Genomic DNA, 22,758 nt, shown 5'->3' with positions numbered 1-22,758 from the left:
ATCCCGGACTTGATCCGGGATAACACGCTCAGGTTGCTTGTTGTCCCGGATCAAGTCCGGGACGACGATAGTTTTTGGCATTCGTCGCGTTGCTAGGCCGTATCCACCCCCGCAATCCGCACCAGCAACGCCTCCACCTGCACCTGCGCGCCAGCCTCGGCGTTCAATTCCGCCACCACCCCGTCGAACGGCGCGGTCAGGCTGTGCTCCATCTTCATCGCTTCGAGTGTGAGGAGTTTCTGGCCCTTGGTCACCATGTCGCCCGCCGCGACCTCGACCGCGATGATGCGGCCCGGCATAGGGGAGAGAATTGATCCGTCGGACGGGCCAGCATGACTTCCATATGATGCCGTCGGTCCAAGCTCAAAGCGATGAGCAAAGCCATCCTTCAGCTTACTCCACTTGGAACCGTAGCGGCTGTGATGGACTTCGCGGGGTCCGAGCAACGGCTCATCCATTTCGGCCGTCTCGGCAATACCGTTCACACGTATCGGAATGCTGCGCTGGGCCACCCCATTCAGGCGCATTCCAAACAGGGGATTCATGCGAACGCTATTGTCGATCCTCCATGCTGCTTCTCCGTTGAAGTCGATCACCGGAACCAACATTGGGTCATCGATTCGGCTCATCAGGATGTTCAGAATGCCAGCGCGCTTTTCATGCTCGTCAGCTATTGGCCGAGCCGCCAAGGATTCGCCCTTACGTTCAATAATTCCGGTGTCGAGATTGCCGTTAGTCACATCTTCATCCAGTAGGCATCGACCGAGAAAAGCGGCGTTGGTCTTCACCGGCCAGACCTGCACTTGCTGGACCATCTCCTGTAGCAAATATCCGGCATGATCTCGATCGTGCCCGTGGGTAATGAGCTTGGCGATCATCGGATCGTAGTGCGGCGAAATTTCGTCGCCCAGTTCCACCCCTGATTCTATCCGGCCACGATAACCGAGATCGAATTCCAAGAGCCGACCTGTGCTGGGCAAGAAGCCAGTTTCCGGGTCCTCCGCGTATAACCGCGCCTCCATCGCCCAGCCGTCGATGCTCAACTCGTCCTGGCGCTTCGGCAAAGCCTCCCCGCTCGCCACGCGCAACTGCCATTCGACCAGATCGACGCCGGTGATCTCCTCGGTAACCGGATGTTCGACCTGCAGCCGCGTGTTCATTTCCATGAACCAGATGCGGTCGGCGCGCAGGCCCTCTGACGCGTCGGCGATGAATTCGATCGTGCCTGCGCCGACATAATCGACCGCCTTCGCCGCCTTCACCGCCGCTGCGCAGAGCTGTTCGCGCGTTGCTTCGTCCATGCCCGGCGCGGGAGCTTCCTCGATTACCTTCTGGTGGCGGCGTTGCAGCGAGCAATCGCGTTCGAACAGGTGGACGATGTTGCCGTGGGTGTCGCCAAACACCTGCACCTCGATATGGCGCGGGCGCTGGATATATTTTTCAATGAGGACATGGGCATTGCCGAACGAGGCGGTGGCCTCACGCTGGCAACTGGCGAGCGCGTCGGCGAAATCGGCCGCATCCTCGACCTTGCGCATCCCCTTGCCGCCGCCGCCGGCGACCGCCTTGATCAGCACGGGATAGCCGATTTCGGCGGCGCGTTCGGCGAGGAAGGCCGGGTCCTGGTTCTCGCCCAGATAGCCGGGGGTCACAGGGACGCCCGCCTCCGCCATCAGCTTCTTGGCCGCATCCTTCAGCCCCATTGCGGTGATGCTGGCGGGGCGCGGGCCGACCCAGATCAGCCCGGCGTCGATCACCGCCTGCGCGAACTCGGCATTTTCGGACAGGAAACCATAGCCGGGGTGGATCGCTTCCGCGCCGGTGGATTTGGCGGCGGCGATAATCTTCGCGCCCACCAGATAGCTCTCGCGTGCGGGAGACGCCCCGATATGCACCGCCTCATCGGCCTGCCGCACATGCAGCGCCTTGGCATCGGCATCCGAATAAACCGCGACGGTGCGGATGCCCATTTGCCGCGCGGTGCGGATAATCCGGCAGGCGATCTCGCCGCGATTGGCGATGAGAAGGGATTGGATCATAGCGATTCGTGGCTCGTTAGCGCGGCGCGGAAAGCCGCAGGATTCTGCGCAACTTCACTCGCGATTGCATGAATTTCCAACACGGTGACGTTACCCTGAAAACGATTAGTAGCTTGGGGTAGTGACGGCCTAGCAGTGAAGCACACTTGTAGGAAAGGTGAGACCTAAATCCTCCCCGGCATGGAGAGGATTTGGTTGATTGCCGGCCTCACATCCGGAACACCCCAAAGCCGCCCGGTTCGACCGGCGCATTCAGCGCCGCCGCAAACGCCAGCCCCAGCACATCGCGCGTTTGCGCCGGGTCGATAATCCCGTCGTCCCACAGCCGCGCGGTGGCGTAATAGGGGTTGCCTTCGTCTTCATATTTCTGGCGGATTGGGGTTTTGAAGGCTTCGGCCTCCTCCGGCGTCCATTTGTCGGCGTCGCGGTGGACGGTCGCCAGCACGCTTGCCGCCTGTTCGCCGCCCATCACGCTGATCCGCGCATTCGGCCAGGTGAAGAGGAAGCGCGGCGAATAGGCGCGCCCGCACATGCCGTAATTGCCCGCGCCAAAGCTGCCGCCGATCAGCACGGTGATCTTGGGCACGCTTGCGGTGGCGACGGCGGTGACGAGCTTTGCGCCATGCTTGGCGATGCCCTCGGCCTCATATTTGCCGCCGACCATGAAGCCGCTGATATTCTGGAGGAACAAGAGCGGCGTGCCGCGCTGTTGCGCGAGCTGGATGAAGTGCGCGCCCTTGACCGCGCTTTCGCTGAACAGCACGCCATTGTTGGCGAGGATCGCGACGGGCATGCCCCAGATATGCGCGAAGCCGCAGACGAGGGTGCTGCCGTAGAGCGCCTTGAATTCGTGGAATTCGGATGCGTCGACGAGGCGGGCGATGACTTCGCGCACATCGTAGGGCGCGCGGACGTCTTCGGGGATAATGCCGTAGAGGTCTTCGGCGTCATATTTGGGGGGGCGGGGTTCGCGCTCCCCGGCTTTCGCCGGGGGACATGCCCCGCCAAGATGCGAAACAATATCGCGCACAATCGTCAGCGCATGTTCGTCATTTTCGGCGACATGATCGACGACCCCCGATTTGCGGCCGTGGAGGTCGCCGCCGCCCAAATCTTCGGCGCTGATTTCCTCGCCCGTCGCGGCTTTCACCAGCGGCGGGCCGGCGAGGAAGATGGTGCCCTGACCCCGGACAATTACCGTCTCGTCGGACATGGCCGGGACATAGGCGCCGCCCGCAGTGCAGCTGCCCATGACGCAGGCGATCTGCGGGATTTGCCGCGCAGACATATTGGCCTGATTGAAGAAGATGCGCCCGAAATGGTCGCGGTCGGGGAAAACTTCGGCCTGATGCGGCAGGTTCGCCCCGCCGCTGTCGACGAGGTAGATGCAGGGGAGGTGGTTTTCGAGCGCGATTTCCTGCGCGCGCAGATGCTTCTTGACCGTCAGCGGATAGTAAGTGCCGCCCTTTACCGTCGCATCGTTGCAGACGATCATGACCTGCCGCCCCGAGACCCGCCCGATCCCGCAGATCAGCGACGCGCCATGCACGTCGCCCTCATACATGCCGTTGGCGGCAAGCTGGCCAATTTCGAGGAAGGGCGAGCCGGGGTCGAGCAGGCGTTCGACGCGTTCGCGCGGCAACAGCTTGCCGCGCGAAACATGCCGCTCGCGTGACTTTTCGTTGCCGCCGAGCGCAGCCTCGGCGACCTTGGCCCAGAGTTCGTCGCGTAGCGCGCGGTTGTGCGCGACGCGCGCCCGTGTGACGGGGTCTTCGGCGTTGTAGTTGGTGGGCAGGACCGGGGCGCTCATGGCAGCACCTGTACCGGTGGGGTGTAATATACCTGCGCCCCCGGCCCCAGCGGCAGGTCGAGCGCGACCCACGCCACCGTCATCGTGATGCCCGCCGCCATGAAGCAAAGCGCATAAGGCAGCATCAGCGCGAGCAGCGAGCCGACGCCGACATCCTTGTCCCACCTTCGCGCGAAGGCCAGGATCAGCGGGAAATAGCTCATCAGCGGGGTCATGATGTTGGTATAGCTGTCGCCCATGCGGTACGCGGCGGTAGTCATTTCGGGGCTGATGCCCAGCAGCATGAACATCGGTACGACGACAGGCGCGAGCGCGCTCCACTTGGCGCTGGCAGAGCCGATGAACAGATCGAGCACCGACGACAGCATCAGCACGCTGACCAGCAGGAAGGGCGCGGACAGGCCCATGTCCTTGAGCGCGGTCGCGCCGTTGATCGCGATGATCGGGCCGAGGCGCGACCAGTTGAACATGGCGACAAAATGCGCGGCGAAGAAGATGAAGACGATATAGGGTGCCATCGACCGGATCCCGTCCTGCATCATGCGCAGCGCGTCGCCGCTGCTGGTCACTGTCCCCGCGCCGATACCAAAGGCGATGCCGGTCGTGACGAACAGCAGGAAGAAGCCGGAGACCAGCGCGCCGTAAAAGGGCTGCAGCTGCGCTGTCCCTTCGGCGCTTTCATCGACCAGCGGGGTATAGCCAGGGGTCAAGGTGATGGCGGCGAACAGCCCGACAATCACCAGTGCAGTCAGCCCCGCGAGGCGCAGGCCGCGCCGTTCACCCGCCGTCAGGTCCGATTTGGCAAGCTCGGCGCGCAATTCTTCATCGGGTTCCTTGCCCCATTTGCCGAGGCGCGGTTCGATGATGCGGTCGGTGACGAACCAGATGATCGGGGTAAAAATGACAACGATCGCCAGGATGAACCACCAGTTGCCGACCGGATTCATCGTCCAGCCGGGCTCGACAATGCTCGCGGCTTCCTGGGTGAAGCCGAACAGCAACACATCGATCTGGCCGGGCGTGATATTGCCAGCATAGCCGCCCGAAACGGCAGCAAAAGCGGCGGCAAGACCGACCAGCGGGTGGCGGCCGACGGTGGCATAGAGGATCGCGGCGAGCGGGATGAAGACGACATAGGCGGCGTCGGAGGCGTGGTGGCTGACCATGCCGATGATCGCGACAATGGGCGTCATGATAACGCGGGGGGCATTGCGCAGGCTGCTGCGGATCAGCGCCGAAAACAGCCCGGCCTTTTCGGCCACCGACGCGCCCAGCACAATGGTGAGGACGAGGCCGAGCGGCGCGAACCCCGCCATGGTACGCGGCATTTCGGTGAGCAGGCGGCCGATGTTCTCTTCGTTAAACAGGCTGGTCGCGCGGTAGGTGAGAACGCCATTGTCAAGCTCGCCCCATTGCGGTGCTTCGTCGCCCGAATAGGCGAGCGATGCCGACCAGCCGAGCGATGCCCCCAGCGCCGACAGCAGCATCAGAATGAAAATCAGCCACACGAAAATCATGATCGGATCGGGCAGCAAATTGCCGATCCGTTCGACGGTGTTCAGGAACCCGCGCTGGCGGGGGGAGGGGGCGGCGGGGTTGGTCATGCGCCGCCTCCGATCAGCTCGCGCCCGATCAGCATCCGGCGGATCTCGTTCGTCCCCGCGCCAATGTCGAGCAATTTGGCATCGCGCCAATAGCGTTCGACCGGCCAGTCCTTGGTATAGCCCGCGCCGCCGAGCGCCTGAATGGCTTCGCCTGCGACTTTGACTGCGCTCTCGCTCGCCAGCAGGATCGCGCCAGCCGCATCGAAGCGTGTCGTCTGCCCCGCGTCGCAAGCGCGCGCGACGTTGTAGACATAGCTGCGCGCCGAATTGAGCATGACGTACATGTCGGCGACCTTGGCCTGCATCAGCTGGAACGAGCCGATAGCTTTGCCGAACTGTTTGCGCTCGCGCACATAGGGAATGACGACGTCGAGACACGCTTGCATGATACCGAGCTGGAGCCCGGCGAGCACAACGCGTTCATAATCAAGGCCGCTCATCAGCACGCCGACGCCGCCGTGGAGCGGGCCCATGACGCGGTCTTCGGCGATGAAACAGTCGTTGAATACCAACTCGGCGGTGGGCGAACCGCGCATCCCGACCTTGTCGATTTTCTGGCCGATCGAGAAACCTTCATCGCCCTTTTCGATCAGGAAAGCGCTGATCCCGCGCGAGCCCGCGTCGGGTGCGGTTTTGGCATAGACGACCAGCGTGTCGGCATAAGGCGCGTTGGTGATCCAGAATTTTGTGCCGTTGAGGACATAACCACCCTGCACCGCGTCGGCGCGCAGCTTCATCGACACCACGTCGCTGCCCGCGCCAGCCTCTGACATGGCGAGGCTGCCGACATGTTCGCCGGTGATCAGCGGGGTCAGATATTTCGCCTTTTGCTCCGCGCTGCCCCAGCGGCGGATCTGGTTGACGCACAAATTGCTGTGCGCGCCGTAGGACAGGCCAATGGCACCGCTCGCGCGGCTGACTTCTTCGACCGCGATGACATGTTCGAGATAGCCGAGACCCAATCCGCCCCATTCTTCCTCGACCGTGATGCCGTGCAACCCAAGTTCGCCCATTGCGGGCCACAGTTCATCGCGCGGAAACCAGTCTTCGGCGTCGGCGCGCGCAGCGAGCGGGGCGATCTTGTCGGTCGCAAATCGCATCGTTGTGTCACGGATCATGTCGGCGGTTTCGCCCAGCGCAAAATCGAACATCGGCAAAGCAGTCATCGGGACTTCCAATTAGAGCGCAACAATGTTGCGAGCGATACCAGATGGCGGGGGAAGGGCAAGCGGCGGCGATTGCCGAAACCGCCGTCACGCTCTATGCCCTGGTTGACAACGTAGGACAGGAAAGCGCGGGCGTGGAGCTGATCGAATTCAAGGGTTTTGGCGGTGTCCGCCTGCAGGCCGAAGTGTCAGGCGACGAGCATGACCCTGCCGTGCTGCTGGTGCACGGCGCCGGACAAACGCGCACGATGTGGGCACAGGTGGCGGCCGCCTTGGTCGAATCCGGCCGCCGCGTCGTCAATCTGGACCTGCGCGGCCATGGCGGCAGCGAATGGCCCGCCGACGGCCGCTATGACCTCGACGCGCATGTCGATGATCTGCGCGCGGTGCTGGCGCAAATGGCATCGCGCCCGGTGGTGGTCGCGGCAACCTTGGGCGGCTGGATTGCAACCTCGGCGTTGGCCACCGATGCGGCCAATCTGGCGGCAGGACTGGTGCTGGTCGACATGCCCGCACGCAGCGATGCCGACACGCTGAAGGACATTGCCGCAAGGTTGGAGGCAGCAAGCGACGGGCAGCGTCAATGGGATGATCGCGCCGTTGCCAATTTGTCATTGGGAGATATCGCCGACCGGTTGGCAGCGGCGGCGGTGGCCATAAGCTTACCCACGTTGGTCGTGCGCGGTGGCCTGAGCTGGATGGCGCGCTCTGACGCCGCGCAGAAATTCGATGCGTCCCTGCCGCACGGTGAAAGCGCCGAGGTGGGCGACGCCGAATTGCTGGTCGTGACCGATCGGACGGAGGCGTTTCTGGGGCTATTGCTCGACTTTCTGGAGCGCAAGCAACCGCGTGCCGCGCCCGAATTTCGGGCTGGATCGGACGCGCGCACGCTGCGCGATGCGATGGGCTGTTTTGCGACCGGCATCACCATTGTCACGGCGCTGGACGGGCAGGGGGCACCGGTGGGGTTGACCGCCAACAGCTTCACATCGGTGTCGCTGGATCCACCGCTGCTGCTGGTCTGCATCGCCAATAATGCCGGGACAGCCCCGGTGCTACGCACCGCGGAGCGTTTCGGGGTCAATGTGCTGCAGATCGGGCAACAGCCCGCGTCCAACCGCTTTGCCGGCAAGGGCGAGGACCGTTTCGCCGCGACCGCCTGGGCGCCGGGTGAGACGGGCGTGCCGTTGCTCGATGGCTCGCTGGTGTCGTTTGAATGCCAGCGTCATGCGGTGCATGAGGCGGGCGACCATTTCATCCTGGTCGGCAATGTTGTGCGCGCCCAGTTCGAACCGCGCCGCGATCCACTGCTCTATTTCAGAGGAAAATATCGCCGCTTGCACTTTGCTTGAGCCAATTACTTGCACGCGATGTAGCATGTGCTACATCGCGTGTATGACCAATGAATTGCACAAGCGCTGGCTGCTCGTCACCGGCATCAGTATCGCGGCGTTCGGGCCGATTTTCTCGCTTGGCGGCGTGGAGGCAACGGCAGAAGCAGCGCGCTGGTCGCTGGATCTGCTCAGCTGGCCGCTAGACCGCAATATGGATTATCGCGCGCCCACCACGCGGTTCCTGACGGTGCTGACCGGTGGTTTTCTCTTCGGCTGGGGCATCATGGTGCTGTTGTTGCGGCAGTGGGTGTTTGATGCCGCGCCCGACGCCGTGCGGCGCTCGGTGCTTGGCGGGCTGGTCGCCTGGTTTCTGCTCGACAGCGCCGGGTCCATCGCGTCTGGCAATGGCAGCAATGCGCTGTTCAATATCTTGGTGTTGGCGATTCTGGCAGGGCCGTTGTGGTGGCGGGCTCGCTGACCGGCGACTGAGGCGGCATGGCGTTGATCGCCGGCGCACCATCAGCGGGCATGCGCTCGATATCGCCCGTAATCAGCCGAGCCCCGCGATTGAATGTGAAATAATGCCACAGCCAGTTCATGCCGACGATTAAGCGGTTGCGAAACCCGGTCAAAAACCAGACATGCGCGGTGCACCACAAGAACCAGGCGGGAAAGCCCGAAAGGTGAAACCGCCCGAAATCGGCAACGGCACGCTTGCGCCCAATGGTGGCGATATTGCCATAGTTGCGATAGCGGAACGGCCGTGCCGCCCGCCCGCTGAGCCCGCGACAAATATTGTCGGCAACATGATAACCCTGTTGTTTGGCAACCGGCGCAATGCCGGGCAGCAGGCCGCCCGCTCCATCGGGGCATGCCGCGGTATCGCCGACTACAAAGGTGCGCGCGATGCCTGGAACAGTCATGTCGATATTCACCGGCACGCGCCCGGCACCGTCGGCATCAACGCCCAGCCACTGCGCGGCGGGTGATGCCTGAATGCCCGCCGCCCAGATTGCGGTCGCGGCAGGAACCCATAGATCGCCAATACTGACCCCCTCGGCACATACCGATTCAACGCGGCGGCCAAGAATTACCTCGACGCCCATCGCCTCGACGGCCCGCCGCGCGCGTTCGGACAGGTCTGCGGGAAAGGCCGGCAACAGACGCGGCGCGCTTTGTACCAGCAGGATGCGCGAGCAATGCGGCGTGATGTTGCGAAATTCGTTCGAGGTCGCATGGTGGGTCAGCTCGGCAATCGCCCCCGCCATCTCGACGCCGGTTGGGCCGCCGCCGATGACGACAAAGGTGAGCAAGGCATCGCGCCGCGCCTTATCGGTTTCGGTTTCAGCGCGTTCGAGTGCCATCAATATTTTGCGCCGCACGGCGGTGGCGTCATCGATCGTCTTGACGCCCGGAGCAAAGGGGGCCCACGCGTCTTTGCCGAAATAGCTGTGGCGCGCGCCGGTGGCGAGGATCAGCCAATCATAGGCGATGGACGCACCGCGCTCCAGCTGTACGCAGCGTTGATCCTTATCGATGCCGACAACGCGGTCGAGCAGAATGCGGGTGTTGCCCTGGCCTTTCAATATGCTGCGCACGGGCGCAGCAATATCGGCAGGGGACAATCCTGCCGTCGCGACTTGATACAGCAAAGGCTGAAACAGGTGATGGTTGCGCTTGTCGATAAGCGTGACGTCGACCGGCGCGCGCCCGAGCCGCCGTGCCGCGGAGAGGCCGCCAAATCCTGCTCCCACCACCACGACATGCGGGCGGTTCTGCTCTTCCGCACGGGTATCAATCATGTCCGCTGCCTCCCGTGGCCGCCGCGCGGGCCTGCAGCATGGCGCAGAAGCCCAACATGCCCAAAGTCGCACACAATCACGACAGCGGCGCAGCAGAATTGCGACAGACTGTCAGCAAAACGAAATGCTCTATGTGCATCGAAATGATGAGCACTGGGGAGTGTCGGTGGTTTTGCGCCAAAACTAGGCTTGGGTGACTGGGCTGTCGTCCCCACGGGGTTGTTCGGCGAAGGGAGCAATGAACGATGCAAGCGGTTGGTTTGCGGCAAGCTGTGGAGAACGGGTCGGCGGTGTCGCCCTCTGAGGGTCTGATCGTTCCACCGCTGGCGACGCTGGCACCCCAGCGCCGTTTGGTCGTGCGCATTGCCGATGGTCCCCGCGACATCGAGGCTGCACAACAATTGCGCTGGCAGGTCTTCTATAAAGAGGGCGGTGCAATCGCCGACGGTAATAGCGGCATCGATGTCGACCGCTATGACGCGGTGTGTGATCATTTGCTGGTCGAAGATCATGGCTGCGGCTCGGGGGAACCGGTTGTCGTTGGCACCTATCGCTTGTTGCGTGAAAGCGTGGCGCGGCGGCACGGCGGCTTTTACAGCGCTGGCGAATATGACTTGGCACCGCTTGCAGCACTGAACGGCGAACTGCTGGAGCTCGGTCGCTCGTGCGTGGCCGCTCCTTATCGCGACAGCCGGACAATCCAGCTGCTGTGGCGGGGAATTGCCGACTATCTCAATCGCCATGACATCAGCATGATGTTTGGCTGCGCCAGCCTTCCCGGAATTGACCCAGCAGCGCACGCTGAAACATTGGGCTATCTGTGGCGGCATCATCTTGCGCCGCCCCATTTGCGCGTTCGGGCCTTACCCGACCGCTTTGTGTCGATGAACCTGGGGTCAGAGACGCTGGACCGGGCAACGATGATGCAGGCGCTGCCGCCGCTGATCAAAGGCTATCTGCGCGTTGGAGCAATGCTGGGCGACGGGGCGGTGATCGACCATCAATTCAACACGGTCGACGTGTTTGTGATGATGCCTGTCGAAGGCATTGCGCGCCGATATCGTGACAGGTTTCAGGCCGTCGGCGGATAGTCGGCGATCAAGCTGCGCTCGCGCTGCCACCGCGCAATGAAGCTTGACCAGCTTTCGGCGCGGAACCCGCGTTTGCGATTGGCGGCACCGATCTGCCATAACAGGCCGAACTGGTTGAACAGCGTGCGATAGGCATCGCGCAACCGGGTGCGGCTGTCCCAAATATGCGTGGCCTCTGCCCCGGCGCCGTTGATTTCCACGATGGTGAAATCCTCTCCGCGGGTGAAGGCTGCAAAATCGGCAAAGCGCACGTCGAACCGGCCGAACCAGAATTCGGGAATATTGGCCGCAATTGCATCAAAGCGCGCTTCCAGTTCGGGCGTGATGTGGCGCGCGCCATCGCGAAATATGGCACCGCGGCTGTGGCTGCCCGCAAATGCAAGACGGACGGTTTCGCCAGCGTTGACAATTGTTTCGAGCCGCTCGTGGTGGCGCGGCAGATAAAGATGCTGCAACTGCCCTGCGCGCGGATCCGCTGCGATCAGTTGGCGAAAGGTTTGCCTGCCGTCGCCGACCACGTGCGGGAAATGCTTTAAGGTGAGCGAAAAAATCTGACCATGGGGCGCGCCCGGGCGGCGGACATAAAAGACCCCGGCCTCGCCCTCCACATCAATCAGCCGCTGTAAGATGAAGTTCTGATCGGCGGGAAATGCGGCGATATAGGCATCCAGCTCTGCGACATTGCGAACCGGACGGACCCCGGCGCCGCGGCAACCCAGATCGGGCTTGGCCACAACCGGAAAGGCAAGCCCGATGTTCTTCATCGCCGCCAAAGCCGCTGCCCGGATCTCGGCAACCGGCACCGTCGGTCGGGGTACAAGCACATGTTCAGCGATAAAGGTCCGGGCGTCACCGCCCGCTTGGCGCAGCACGTCGCTCTTGGATTCTCCGACCAGGCCGCTGGCCGGAAAGGCGGGATTGGCAATCAGCGGCAGCCGGATGCCCCTGTATCGCAGTGACAGCCACATCGCCCACAGCCACACAGGAATGTAAAAAAGGCGCGGCGACCAAAATTCAAACCGCGATAAGGGCGGTGCAGGATCAAGGGGTGGCATTGCCATCGCGCCCTTCATTGCTCGAGTGCCTCGCTGACAAGGCGCTGAATCAGGGCCGGCTGGGTCCACGGCAGAAAATGATCTTCCTCCTTCAACGCGTGCGTTGCGAGGATCGGAACGGAGCTAAACTGCTGCTTCATCCACGCGACATTGGCAAAGGGCACCAGCCGATCGCGCTCGCCGTGAACGATGGTTACCGGGGTTGCCAGCATATGGACGCCCAGAGCCAAGCGTTCCAATTCGCCGCGCAACGCCAGAAGCTCTTCGTTGGCATGGCGCAGGTGGCGCGGCAGGAGCCAGCGCACGCCCGGCCAGCGCGCAACCGATTGCAGCGGATGGACCCGCTCCAACGATGGATCGAGTGCACCCGCCAGCAGGATGATACCGTCGATCAGCCCGGGATTGAGCAAAGCGGTCTGTACGACAACTGGCGCGCCATAGCTGTGGCCAACCAGGACTGTCCGTCGTCGCGGCATTTCACGCACAATTGGCGACAGCCGGTTGGCTTGCAAGACCAGCGATGTCACCGGGCCGCAATCGGCTTCGCCACCAAAGCCGGGCCGGTCAATCGCGATGAATTCAAGGCCGGGCGGAACATGTTTGAACACAGCCGACCAATCGCGCGCGCGGCCGGGCGTGCCATGCACGAAGACAGCGCGCGGTTCCCCTGGCGTGCCTGCGCGCAAAGTGGAAAGTGTGGCATCGCTGCTGGCAGAAGCGGCAACCGCGCCGCTGTGAATGGCCGGTATCGGGCCGCTGTTCACTGCACTGATTTGGCGGCGGGAGGCACTGCCAGCTCTCACGCCAGCGCCATCCTGCGATGCCTCGCTGGACGCAATGCAGGTGGCTGCCCCTGCATCGCAAAGAACAGCTTTTGCTGGACCAGGCTTCCCCCCAGCTGGGCGATGCTGTCCCCCACAACCGCGAATTTTCTGGCCGCGGCATCGTGGTCACCGCGCGCAAAGTCGGCGACTGCCCGCGCCGCAGTCGGCAGGTGGTGGCGCCAGATAAAGGCTGAGCGCTCTGCCTGCTCGGTGAGGCGCAAAATCAGGGCAGCAAGCGCTTCGTCCCGCCCGGCTCGGGCAAAGACATAGGCATAGTGAAGATCGAGAAAGCCGTCATAGGCGTCGGCGCAGGCGGGAACGCAATGATCGGCGACATCCTGCCACCGGTCGCCAACATCCACACCGGCCATTTCGATGCGGGCCAGCAAGGAAATGGCGTTTATCTGATCCTGCCCATGATGCTTGCGCTGCGTCCAAACTGCATCGTGAAAAAGCGCCAGCGCACCGTCGCTATCGCCGACCGCCAGGTGAAACAGCGCACCATGCCATTCATTGTGCGTATACAGAAAGGACGAGCAATGGGACCAGGCACTGCGATGCCGGATCATCCAGTCCATGCCCTCGCGGTGCCGCCCCATGCTGTCAAAAAGATGGGCCATGGCGTGATGCGCCCAGGGGTCTTCGCCCAGTGCCAATGCATGACGCGCCGCACGCTCGGCCGCTGACCCATGCCCATTTTGATCCAGCGCGAAAGCCAGCATGCCATGGCTGCGCGCATCGTGGGGCGATCCGGCCACGGCCATTTCAGCGCAGCGCAGCATGGGGCGCATATGGCCGCGCGAGAAAAACAGATGCTGGGCCAGTTTGCCCGCAAACAGGTGGTTTGGCTGGACCAGCAACAGGTCCGCAAGCAGCGCTGCCGCTGCTTCATGATGGCCGTGGGCCCAGCGGTTGATGGCAGCGATCATCATCGCTTCTTCAGCGTCGGCTGGCCGACAGGCGCGGGCGTTGGCCAGCAGCCGCAGCGCTTCGCGCTCGCCGGCCCGGTTTATGCGGAACAGGTGGACAGCGGCTGCATAAGCATGCGCCAATCCCCACTGGGGGTCAGCTTCCACCGCGTCAAATGCCAGCGCCGCGTCCTTGCCATAGGACAAGATGGCCTCTTCAAAGCCGATGGCCGCACCCATCGCCCGTTCCGATTGGGTGCCATATCGTTCATATCGCTGCGAAAATTTCGGCATGGTTGCAGCGATGCTGGAGCGCTGGCCGCGTTGCGTCTTGCATAAAGTTGCTGTCGCGCCGGTCATGACATCGCGATACGGGTGACAATACTGGCTGCGTACGATGCCGGGGTCATGCCGGTGCGCTGACGAAACCGGTGCGTAAAGTGGCTCTGGTCGGAAAAGCCGCAGTCAGCAGCAACGATGCTGAGGGGTACGCCGCGCCCCAGCAAATGCCGGGCACGGCGCATGCGTTCCTGCATCTGGAATTGCCATGGCGTCATGCCCCGCTGTTCCTTGAATTGGCGGAGTAGATGAAAGCGGCTGATGCCGGCCACCGCCGCCAGTTCGGAAAGCAACACTTTTTCGCAGGCATTTTCAGCAAGGTAATCGCGTGCCCGGCGGACTGGCGCGGACTCTATCGGCGCCGCGCGTTCAGCGCTGCCCGCACCCAACCGTTGCCACACCAATTGCAAAAAGCCAGCAAGCGCGCTGCTGCGCAGCAGGCTGTCATCGCTGGTGCGGAGCAGGGAAAACAACTGGACCGCAGCGTCACGCAGTCGTGCATCGTCGATGGCGGGGCCCAGCAACTGCGGGAGTGAATCGCCATTGCCCTTGCGTTCGCACACTTCGTGCATCAGCGGCGCCGACACAAACAAGGCTTCATAGCCCCAGGACTGCCCTTTGGCGCATCCGCCGCTGTGCACCGCATCGACATTGATGGTTCGCAGCATGCCGGGAAGCGAGACGTGCCTTGCCCCTTCCTGCTCGAAATGCTCAGCGCCAGCGGTTGTCATGCCGATCAGATAGTCGTCGTGCGAATGCGGTGGGAACACATGCTTGTGGTACACGGCATGAAAATGGGTAATCCCAAGGTCGCTGTGCACCAGCCGGCTGACCGTTTCGCGTGCCATTCAGCCGCGCGTCCCAGCTGGTTGACCGGCCGCCAGCAACCGGCGCGTCGCGGCATGACCTATCCACAGAAACAGCAGGATGGCGGGTGCCAACCACACAAAATCCCCCGCATCGGCCATGCCGGTTTGCATGCCGATCACGAACAGTAGCGGGGTCCACAACAATGTGCTGCACGCCACGATAACCAGAAAGCGTTCGAACGGATAGGCGATGGTCCCTGCACCGACGAAAACCGGCAGGCGAAGCCCAGGGGTCGCCCGGGCAAGAACCAGCCACCACGCCGCACGCGCATGCAAGCGCGCAATGAGCGGCTGATGCTGCGGCCGCGCAATCAGCCGCGCGACAAATTTGCTGCGCCTTGCCTCGCGCGAAAGGAGGTAGAGACCGACGTCTCCAACCAGCGTTCCTACGATCAGGGCCGAGATTGTGAGCAGCGGATCGACCATCATGAGCGCCGCGAGGAGGCCTAAGGTCAGCGTGGCGACATCCTCCAGCATGAAGGTGGCAAACACGACCGCACAGAAAAACAGCGCTGGTCGGTCCGCTAGCGCGGTAAACCAACCGAACAGTTCCATCTGCAACATTGCCGTCTGTGCCCTTAGTACCCGCAGCATTGCGGCAAGATTTCTCTAAATGATGGGTACAGCGGGTCCGAAATGCTGAATGTCCATTCTTTCGATAGCCGCTCCCTATCGCAGGCGCGCTTCGGCGATGTTTCGCGGGCATTGAACCAATGCCGATGCAGGGCTTTCCCTGTTGCCCGGCATGGCGCATAGCGCGGCGATGGAACCAAGCTCGCCAATAACAACCGCTTCCACGACCGTGCCGCTGGGGGGATGGGACCCGCTCTACGATCGGATGGTTGCAACGCTGCGCGCCGTTGGTGCCGGTGACGAGGCGCCGCAGGTCGGCGAATTTTTTCCTGACTATGCGCTGCCCGATGAACGGGGCAATTTTTATAGCTTGGGTGGACTAGCCGATGCTGGACCGCTGGTACTTAGCTTTAATCGGGGCGGGTGGTGCCCCTATTGCCGGGCAGAGGTCGCCGACTGGAGCGATCATGCCGATGGCCTCGCGCGTCACGGCGCGCGGTTGGTTGTGGTGACCGGCGAAACCAGCGGTCAGCAGCGTCGCTTACGGCAAATTGCGCCGAACGACAGCGTGTTTCTGTGCGATGTGGACCATGGGGCGGCGCTGGCCAATGGCTTGGCATTCCGTTGCAGCGAGGAATTGCGCGCCGAATATCTGGCCGCCGGGCTCGATCTGGCGGATTTCTATGGGGGGAGTGGCTGGATTTTGCCCATTCCTGCGCTGTTCGTTCTCGATAGCACGCTGACGGTGCGCTATCGTTTCGTTGACCCGGATTTTCGGCGACGGGCACCCGCGCAGCAAGTGCTGGAGGCACTGGCGCAAGGTTGACCATTGTCAATCTGCGGCCAAGCTGTTCCAGTCCAGCGCGCGCGCGGCTCTCAGAAACGCCTCGGCAGCCATGCTCCGCTTACGCCCGGCGATACACCCAATCATAACCCGCGTTTGGGATGGCCAGCCGGGATGGTCCATGGCCGTAAGTCCCATGCTCTGACCAATTTCCAAGGGCAGAACGGCCAGACCAAGCCCGGCAGCAACCATCTGTGCCGCCTGATGGCTGTCTGCGGCGGAATGGCGAAAGCCGATCTCTTGACCTTCGGCTTGCGCTGCTTCGACTAGCCGCGCTTCCGCCTCATGCCTGCAACCGATCCAATTTTGCGCGGCCAGTACGGCGGTACTTATCGGCGGTGGGGGAAGCCGCTGTGCCTGTTCGCTGTTGGCAAACAGGCCGAATGATCGGTCGTACAAAGGCCAGGCGTCGCAGCGTTCGGGGATGTTCGGCGGCTGCTCGATGATGATGAGCTCAAGGCTACCATGCAGGGCCCGGTCAAGGAGTTCGGCATTGGCCGCCTCAACAATGTCGAGGCTGAGGCCGGTCAGTTTGCGCTGCATTTCTTCCAGGATGGCCGCAAGCCCGGTCAACATGACGGGTCGTGCAATGCCGACCGCCAATGGCGCCTGCTGTTCCTTGCCAAGGCCCTTGGCCAGCGCTTTGGCGGTTTGTGCGGCGGCATAGGTTTGCTCAAGGTGCGGAAGCATCATGCGGCCAAGCTCGGTCAGGTGCGTCAGCGCGCGTTCGCGCCGGAACAGCAGCCCGCCAAATTCATCTTCCAGCTTCTGGATCGCCCGCGTCAGCGAAGGCTGGGTGACATTGCACTCCTCGGCAGCGCGCGTGAAGTTCAGGAGCCGCGCGACTGCCAGAAAATAGCGAACTTGATGCATTTCCACGCGCGCGGTCCTTTTGCGGGCCGGGCCCAGCCCCAGGGTTCTGACTATAGTCCTGCCTACGCGATGTCCGGATTGCTATAAGGAAATTGCTGCAACCGGTTTCGGCCATAGGGCCCAGCTATGAATGCGATAGCGCGCGCACTATTGTTACATGCTGCTGTCCGCGCCATTCTGATGTCGGCGCGTGTGGAGGCAGAAAAACGATGGTTTCGGGAACAGTTCGCGTCGCCATTGTCCAGGATCGGCCCATTGCCTTTGCGGTCAGCGAAGGGCTGGCTGCCATGCAGGCGCTTTTTGGCGATGTGGCGAGCGCTTCGCTGCAAATCGCGGCGTTTGGCGAAGCCTTTGTTGGCGGTTATCCGTTGTGGGTCGACCACGCCCCGGCGGCGGCACAATGGGGCAATGCCGGAACCGCGTCGATTCACCAACTATTGCTGGAACATGCCCTGGTCGATGGAGACGCGCGACTTGTGCCTTTGCAGCAAATTGTCGATGCCAGCGGAACGTTGCTGAGCTTTGGCGGGCATGAGCGCATCGGCCGGACTCTTTACAATTCACAGTGGCTGCTGCGCCCGTCGGCGGCCCCAATGGTGCATCGCAAACTGGTCGCGACGCATGGTGAGCGGCTGTTGTGGGGACAGGGGGACGGTGCGTCGCTGTCGGTCCACCAAGCGTCCTGGGGCGGCGTCGGCATGTTGATGTGCTGGGAACATTGGATGCCCCTGGCGCGCGCGGCAATGCACCAACAGGGCGAGGCGGTACATGTCGCGGCTTGGCCGAGCGTTATCGACCTGCACCTGCTCGCTTCGCGCCATTATGGCTTTGAGGGTCGCTGCTTCGTTTTGGCGGCCGGGGCAGTTCAGCATCGCGACGATTTGCTTGCCGGGCTTGAGCGCGTCGGCGGCGACTTGGCGGCGCGTGCGCTGATCCAATCCATGCCGGATCGGCTGCTGCAAACAGGCGGGAGCGCCATTATCGCCCCCGACACCCGTCTGCTGGCGCAGGCCGGTGCGGGCTGCGAGATTATTTCAGCGACGCTCGACCTCGGCGAAATCGGGCGGGCTTTGGCTACCTTTGATGCCGCCGGCCACTATGCGCGGCCGGACATTTTCACGCTGACGGTAGATCGCCGGGCACGGCTGGTGCCCGGCTGACTGACCTCATCGATGTCAGGCCATCGCGGGCTTGCGGCCAATCAGGCGCAACAGCCGATCGCGATCTGTCCAGATCAGGATAGCGGCTGCCAGCCAAACCCCGCACGCCATTGCAAATAGCAGGCCACCATCGCTGGTTCCGTCGGTGTCGATCACCGCAACGCCGAGGGGCGTGAACAGGTGGAAGAAGATCGCACCGGAGATAACGCCCAGCGCAAGCACGGCGCCAAATGGCCGCACCCCGCGCAGCGAAGGCACGAGGCTGGCAAGCAGCATGGTGCTGGCAATCAGCTCAGCCGTGCCGACGACATATTGGGAAGCGATGCCGTTCGGCGCAAAAACACCGCCAAACCCCAAGGTTTCGGCCCAATTGTCGAGCGTCGTGAAGATATAGATCGTCTCGGGCGAATTGGTGAATTTGAAGAACAGCGACTGGATGAATACGAAGGCGATGAAAATGATCAACGCGATCGGTGCCTTGCGCAGAACGGACATGGCTTAACCCCTATATCTTTTGCGATAATCAGCTGGCGAGCAATTTGGGCCAGTTGCGGTTGGCAGACTGGATGTGGCCGGGAATATTCTTTTCCCAGCGCTGCCCGACTTCGCGGTTATAGTTGAGATAGAGCTTCCCGCCCACAACCTTCCAAACCGTGGGGTCGCCCGACGCGGTATAGCCCTGGCTGACAGCCCAGGCGCAGTAACCGCCATATTGCGGGGCATAGGCTGCGGGATTGGCCTTAAATTTGGCCAGATTGGCTGCGTTCGCAAAGCGGAACTCCGCGCCCTTATAGGTCGTCGTGAACGACGAGCTGCCCTTCACCGGTTTGCCGACGGTGAAATAAGCGACGGTGTCATAACCCGACACCGCTACATTGTTGAGGACGCCGGTGTATACCGGGTCGGTCTTTGCCGCAGCAGGGCTGGTCGTGGCGGCCAGCGCAATTCCGACGCTGGCGGCCAGCGCGATCAAAATCTTTTGAGTCATGGTTATGGCCTTTTCAAATGGGGTGCCAGCCGCGCAAGGGGGAGGATGAAGTCGCGGCTGGTCTGACATCCCAATGCCGCTTTCCGCTCGTCAGCTGAAATGCCGACTGCCTATGCTTTCGATACCGCCAACTATGAGTTTGCGGTTCGGCGGCTTTCGCGCCGAAAGGTCGAAGGCGACATGCCCACGGCCTTGGAAAAGGCCGTTGAAAAATGCGCTGGGTTGGCGATGCCGCAAACTTGGCCGATTTCGGCGACTGACAGTTGATCCTGCACCAGCAGTTGTTTGGCCCGCATGATGCGCCGCTCGGCCAGATAGCGATAAGGCGAAACGCCCATCGCGTGGGTAAACACCCGCGAGAAATGGAAAACGGACAAACCGGCTGCGTTCGCCATCTCGGCCAGGGTGATGGGCTTTGCCAAATTTGCCTCGATATAATCGATCACTTGCCGCAACCGAAATGGTGCAAGGCGGATGCGTTCCGCTTCTTGTTGGGCGATCCCCGGCTCGATGCCCGCAATTGTGGCGGCCAGATTGCGGGTCAGGCCATCCACCATCGCCGCGCCGACGAAACCGGGATGGACCAAGGCGTCGGCCAGGGCCAAAATGACGCGGCGAAACTTTGGGTCGGTCGAGTAGAGCCGGGGCGAGAGGTCGGCGACACCCATTTCGGCCATCAACGCGGTGAGCAGGCGCTTGGGAAACAGCAAAGAAGTAAGCTGGGCGGACGTGCTGAACTCTACGCCCAAATCGACACCATGCGGGGTAAAGGATGCCATCAGTGCGCGGCTGGGTGCACGCGAAAAGCGGGTGCCGCCAACATGCCCGAATATCGGCATGCCGCTGCCCCGGGCGAGCATAACGGCATCGGTCTCGTCGCTGTGCCAATACATTTCCGTGCGCTCGGTGGGGCCGAGGCTGATGGAATGGTTGAAGAGAATACCGGTGTTTTCGTCACGAACCTGCCGGATTGTCGGCGCCACCATAAAGCTGGCACCACCAACGTCATGCCAACCGGATGTCGAAGGTTGATGCTTGTCTTGCTCCACCCATGGTCTCCGGCCCGATTCGCGGCTCTGTTGTATATAGAGTCTATGAAGCGACTGCTACATATTTGCAGCGCCTTGATCAAAAGCTCCAGCGCGCCGAAATTCGGATGTCGCGCCCCGCAATCGGGGCGAAATCTTTGAGGAAACTGGCGTGGCGCCGCGCCGTCGCATCGAACAGATTGTTTCCCTGAACCATCACCGTCAGACCATGGTCTTCGCCCAGTGGTTGCCAGCTCGCACTGGCGCTGACCAAAAGGTGATCATCGGTCGGCGTTTCAAATGCGCCGACCCGGTCCTGCCGCGATGTCCATTCCACCTCCACCCGCGCCGTCAGGCCGGGCGCGCGGAGGCCCATCGCGCCTAGCAGTCGGAACGGCGGAATACGGGGCACTGGCCCGCCGCCGTCGGTGAGCGTCGCTTGGCTATAGTCGGCAAGAGCGTCAACGCTGAACGTGGCGGCATCCAGCGTGGCCAAATCCACCTTGCCCTGCACCTCAAACCCGAAATAGTCGGCCCCGGCCGCAGTAAATTGGAACACCGGCAAGGCGTCGACGATGGCGCCGGTTTGGGCCGCGAAAATATAGTTGGGAAAGCGGCTGTAATGGACGGCCCCCTCCACGCTCCAGCTGCTGCCAAAGCTCCGCAGGACGGCTTCGACGCCCCATGACCGTTCCTGTCCCAACTGGTCGTTGCCCAGCAAAACGCCTTGTGTTCCCGGATCGGTGCCCTGTGTATACAATTCCTCCGCCACTGGAGCGCGCTCGCTGTACTGGCCATTGACCGCCAGCAGCCAGCCCGGCGCAAATTTCCAGCTAGCCCCCGCGCTACCCGAAATGCTGGTAAACTCGCGGTCACTGGCCGCATTGAGCAAGATCGGGTCGGTTCGCGCGCTTACTTCGGTGCGCTCGATCCGCCATCCCGCCTCGATCCGCACTGGGTCAAGATTGAATTCATGGACCGAAAAAGTCGCGACTTGCGTCGTTTCATTGGGCGGTAGCAGCGGCGCATCGCCGACCACGCGGAAATCGCGGAAGGTGACCTGAATGCCCGTCGTTGGCCGCCAAACGCCGCGGGTCGCCCCAGCAATTTCGGCGCGCGCCTCGAACGCCTGATTCAGAAAGGTGGCAATGACTGATCCATCATCGAGCAATTCGTCGTGCGCATAGTCGGCAACGCCTAGGCGAAAGCGCAGCTGATCAATCCAGCTGCTGCCAATTTCGAACTCGCCGCGCGCGTCGACTCGCGTCTGGAATAGGTCGATTGTGGTATTTGCGACTGGGTTGGCGGCATCGAAGGAATAGCGCGTCGGCAGCCCATAAAGGCTCTCGGCATGCGCCAGCGAAACCGACAATTTCGCATTATCGGTGATCAGGCTGGCCGCGCCGGCCAGATCCCATGTGCGGACGCTGCTGTTTGGCAGACGGCCGCGCAGGCCGGCAAGGGCGCGGACACCGGCATCGGGCGATGCTAGCGCCTCGGCCCGCTGCTGCGGTCCCAGGACGAAACCGCCCACGTCCAGGAGCCCGGCCTCGAGATAATGGCCATCGACGTGCAGTACGAGCTGACCAACCGCCAGATCGGCGCGACCACCGAACATATAGTCATCCGCAGCGCTGCCATAGGCGCCAGAAACAATCGCATCAAAGCCGTCGTCGGGCAGCCGCCGCGCAAGCCGCCCGATCTGGGTATTGACCACGCCGCCCACGGTGCCCGATGCGTAAAGCAGAGCGTTGGTGCCGCGCAGCACCTCGATCCGGTCGGCGACCAGGGGATTGATGGCCACCGCATGATCGGGGCTGGTGTTGGATACGTCGAGGCTCTGAATCCCGTCGACGAGCAAGCGCGTGCGCTCACCCTGAAACCCGCGCAGGACCGGTCGCGACACGCCGGGGCCAAAGGCGGTGGAAGAGATGCCGGGCAACCGCGCCAAAGTCTCGCCCAGCGTCGGGCGGATTTCGCGTGCCAAATCTTCGCCGCCCAATATTGCGCCCGATCCGGGTGCAGTGAAGCGTGGGCGTAACCGCGTGCCGGTTACCACAATTTCCATAGCCATTGCTGCGCCGGGGCTGTCCATAGCCATGTCGGCATCATCCGCCATGACGTCGGAGATTTCTTCCATCGCCTCGGCCATGGCAGCGTCCATGGGATCCATGTCGCCGCCATCTTGCTGCGGCGGGACCGTCGCTTCATCGGCGGCGGACTGGGCAATGGCTTGGCCGGGGAGGGCGGCTAGCGACAACGCCAACACGGGCAGCAGCTGGTTCAATCTTTTTCCTTATTGTTCGACGTCGCTGCAATTGGATGTCGCCGGGAGAATTCTGGGCGGATGGAGGGTCGCGTGCCCGCTTCTCCCGGCGATCCGGCGGCCTGCTCGGGGGATAGCACAGGCGGCCTTGGCGGGCCGGGCGAGCGCGATGCTCGCCCGGCAAG

At 62.5% G+C, this 22,758-nt stretch carries 20 protein-coding genes; 5 read left to right on the top strand and 15 right to left on the bottom strand.

Annotation, left to right across the window (positions count from 1 at the left end; all coding sequences use genetic code 11):
• Positions 1 to 92 precede the first annotated feature (92 nt).
• From AC2TC0_RS10710 to AC2TC0_RS10695, 4 genes are all read right to left on the bottom strand, one after another.
• Positions 93 to 2,039: an acetyl/propionyl/methylcrotonyl-CoA carboxylase subunit alpha gene (locus AC2TC0_RS10710; RefSeq protein ID WP_484717520.1), complete on the bottom strand. Its 1,947-nt coding sequence runs from the start codon at positions 2,037 to 2,039 to the stop codon at positions 93 to 95.
• A gap of 208 nt (positions 2,040 to 2,247) precedes the next feature.
• Positions 2,248 to 3,849, bottom strand: coding sequence for a carboxyl transferase domain-containing protein (locus AC2TC0_RS10705; RefSeq protein ID WP_484717519.1), 1,602 nt, complete (start codon positions 3,847 to 3,849; stop codon positions 2,248 to 2,250).
• Positions 3,846 to 5,453 carry an AbgT family transporter gene (locus AC2TC0_RS10700; protein WP_484717518.1) on the bottom strand — a complete coding sequence of 536 codons (1,608 nt, stop codon included), beginning with the start codon at positions 5,451 to 5,453 and terminating at the stop codon, positions 3,846 to 3,848. The genes AC2TC0_RS10705 and AC2TC0_RS10700 overlap by 4 nt, the downstream gene beginning before the upstream one ends.
• Positions 5,450 to 6,619: an isovaleryl-CoA dehydrogenase gene (locus AC2TC0_RS10695; protein ID WP_484717517.1), complete on the bottom strand. Its 1,170-nt coding sequence runs from the start codon at positions 6,617 to 6,619 to the stop codon at positions 5,450 to 5,452. Before AC2TC0_RS10695 ends, AC2TC0_RS10700 begins: the two co-directional genes overlap by 4 nt.
• Positions 6,620 to 6,663: 44 nt before the next feature.
• On the opposite strand from AC2TC0_RS10695, the gene AC2TC0_RS10690 reads away from it, so the two are divergent.
• Both AC2TC0_RS10690 and AC2TC0_RS10685 read left to right on the top strand, forming a co-directional pair.
• Positions 6,664 to 7,971, top strand: a complete 1,308-nt coding sequence (locus AC2TC0_RS10690) for an alpha/beta fold hydrolase (RefSeq protein ID WP_484717516.1) — start codon at positions 6,664 to 6,666, stop codon at positions 7,969 to 7,971.
• Positions 7,972 to 8,014: 43 nt separating this feature from the next.
• Positions 8,015 to 8,431 carry a hypothetical protein gene (locus tag AC2TC0_RS10685; RefSeq protein ID WP_484717515.1) on the top strand — a complete coding sequence of 139 codons (417 nt, stop codon included), beginning with the start codon at positions 8,015 to 8,017 and terminating at the stop codon, positions 8,429 to 8,431.
• Here the strand turns inward: AC2TC0_RS10685 and AC2TC0_RS10680 are convergent.
• Positions 8,376 to 9,755, bottom strand: coding sequence for an NAD(P)/FAD-dependent oxidoreductase (locus tag AC2TC0_RS10680; protein WP_484717514.1), 1,380 nt, complete (start codon positions 9,753 to 9,755; stop codon positions 8,376 to 8,378). The two genes, AC2TC0_RS10685 and AC2TC0_RS10680, sit on opposite strands and share 56 nt — an antisense overlap.
• Before the next feature lie 245 nt (positions 9,756 to 10,000).
• On the opposite strand from AC2TC0_RS10680, the gene AC2TC0_RS10675 reads away from it, so the two are divergent.
• Positions 10,001 to 10,846: a GNAT family N-acetyltransferase gene (locus AC2TC0_RS10675; RefSeq protein WP_484717513.1), complete on the top strand. Its 846-nt coding sequence runs from the start codon at positions 10,001 to 10,003 to the stop codon at positions 10,844 to 10,846.
• Here AC2TC0_RS10675 and AC2TC0_RS10670 read toward each other — a convergent pair.
• From AC2TC0_RS10670 to AC2TC0_RS10650, 5 genes are all read right to left on the bottom strand, one after another.
• Complete coding sequence (locus AC2TC0_RS10670) at positions 10,828 to 11,907, bottom strand: hypothetical protein (RefSeq protein WP_484717512.1); 1,080 nt, start codon at positions 11,905 to 11,907, stop codon at positions 10,828 to 10,830. The genes AC2TC0_RS10675 and AC2TC0_RS10670 overlap by 19 nt on opposite strands.
• Before the next feature lie 8 nt (positions 11,908 to 11,915).
• Positions 11,916 to 12,704, bottom strand: coding sequence for an alpha/beta fold hydrolase (locus tag AC2TC0_RS10665; protein WP_484717511.1), 789 nt, complete (start codon positions 12,702 to 12,704; stop codon positions 11,916 to 11,918).
• A complete protein-coding gene (locus tag AC2TC0_RS10660) occupies positions 12,701 to 13,927 on the bottom strand; it encodes a tetratricopeptide repeat protein (RefSeq protein ID WP_484717510.1) in 1,227 nt (408 codons plus the stop codon). The genes AC2TC0_RS10665 and AC2TC0_RS10660 overlap by 4 nt, the downstream gene beginning before the upstream one ends.
• 62 nt (positions 13,928 to 13,989) lie before the next feature.
• Positions 13,990 to 14,820 carry a helix-turn-helix transcriptional regulator gene (locus tag AC2TC0_RS10655; RefSeq protein ID WP_484717509.1) on the bottom strand — a complete coding sequence of 277 codons (831 nt, stop codon included), beginning with the start codon at positions 14,818 to 14,820 and terminating at the stop codon, positions 13,990 to 13,992.
• Positions 14,821 to 15,405: a DedA family protein gene (locus AC2TC0_RS10650; RefSeq protein ID WP_484717508.1), complete on the bottom strand. Its 585-nt coding sequence runs from the start codon at positions 15,403 to 15,405 to the stop codon at positions 14,821 to 14,823. It lies immediately after the preceding gene.
• Positions 15,406 to 15,586: 181 nt separating this feature from the next.
• Between AC2TC0_RS10650 and AC2TC0_RS10645 the strand changes: the two genes are divergently transcribed.
• Entirely contained in the window at positions 15,587 to 16,240 is a 654-nt protein-coding gene (locus tag AC2TC0_RS10645; protein ID WP_484717507.1) for a peroxiredoxin-like family protein, read from the top strand.
• Positions 16,241 to 16,246: 6 nt separating this feature from the next.
• Here AC2TC0_RS10645 and AC2TC0_RS10640 read toward each other — a convergent pair whose 3' ends face one another.
• Complete coding sequence (locus AC2TC0_RS10640) at positions 16,247 to 17,131, bottom strand: LysR family transcriptional regulator (protein WP_484718107.1); 885 nt, start codon at positions 17,129 to 17,131, stop codon at positions 16,247 to 16,249.
• A 209-nt stretch (positions 17,132 to 17,340) separates the two neighbouring features.
• Here AC2TC0_RS10640 and AC2TC0_RS10635 point away from each other — a divergent pair, with 209 nt between their 5' ends.
• Complete coding sequence (locus tag AC2TC0_RS10635) at positions 17,341 to 18,291, top strand: nitrilase-related carbon-nitrogen hydrolase (protein WP_484717506.1); 951 nt, start codon at positions 17,341 to 17,343, stop codon at positions 18,289 to 18,291.
• A gap of 15 nt (positions 18,292 to 18,306) precedes the next feature.
• On the opposite strand, the gene AC2TC0_RS10630 is transcribed toward AC2TC0_RS10635, so the two are convergent.
• The 4 genes from AC2TC0_RS10630 to AC2TC0_RS10615 form a co-directional block, all read right to left on the bottom strand.
• A complete protein-coding gene (locus AC2TC0_RS10630; protein ID WP_484717505.1) occupies positions 18,307 to 18,786 on the bottom strand; it encodes a hypothetical protein in 480 nt (159 codons plus the stop codon).
• 28 nt (positions 18,787 to 18,814) lie between these two features.
• Positions 18,815 to 19,279 carry a YHS domain-containing (seleno)protein gene (locus AC2TC0_RS10625; RefSeq protein WP_484717504.1) on the bottom strand — a complete coding sequence of 155 codons (465 nt, stop codon included), beginning with the start codon at positions 19,277 to 19,279 and terminating at the stop codon, positions 18,815 to 18,817.
• Between the two features lie 131 nt (positions 19,280 to 19,410).
• Positions 19,411 to 20,328 carry a helix-turn-helix domain-containing protein gene (locus AC2TC0_RS10620; protein WP_484717503.1) on the bottom strand — a complete coding sequence of 306 codons (918 nt, stop codon included), beginning with the start codon at positions 20,326 to 20,328 and terminating at the stop codon, positions 19,411 to 19,413.
• Positions 20,329 to 20,407: 79 nt separating this feature from the next.
• On the bottom strand, positions 20,408 to 22,594 hold the full coding sequence (locus AC2TC0_RS10615) for a TonB-dependent receptor (protein WP_484717502.1): 2,187 nt from the start codon (positions 22,592 to 22,594) through the stop codon (positions 20,408 to 20,410).
• Positions 22,595 to 22,758: the final 164 nt, after the last annotated feature.

The sequence above is a fragment of the Sphingopyxis sp. sgz302558 genome, from assembly GCF_057220455.1.
Note: the sequence above shows the minus strand (reverse complement) of the source record. Positions and strands in the feature narration are given on the sequence as shown.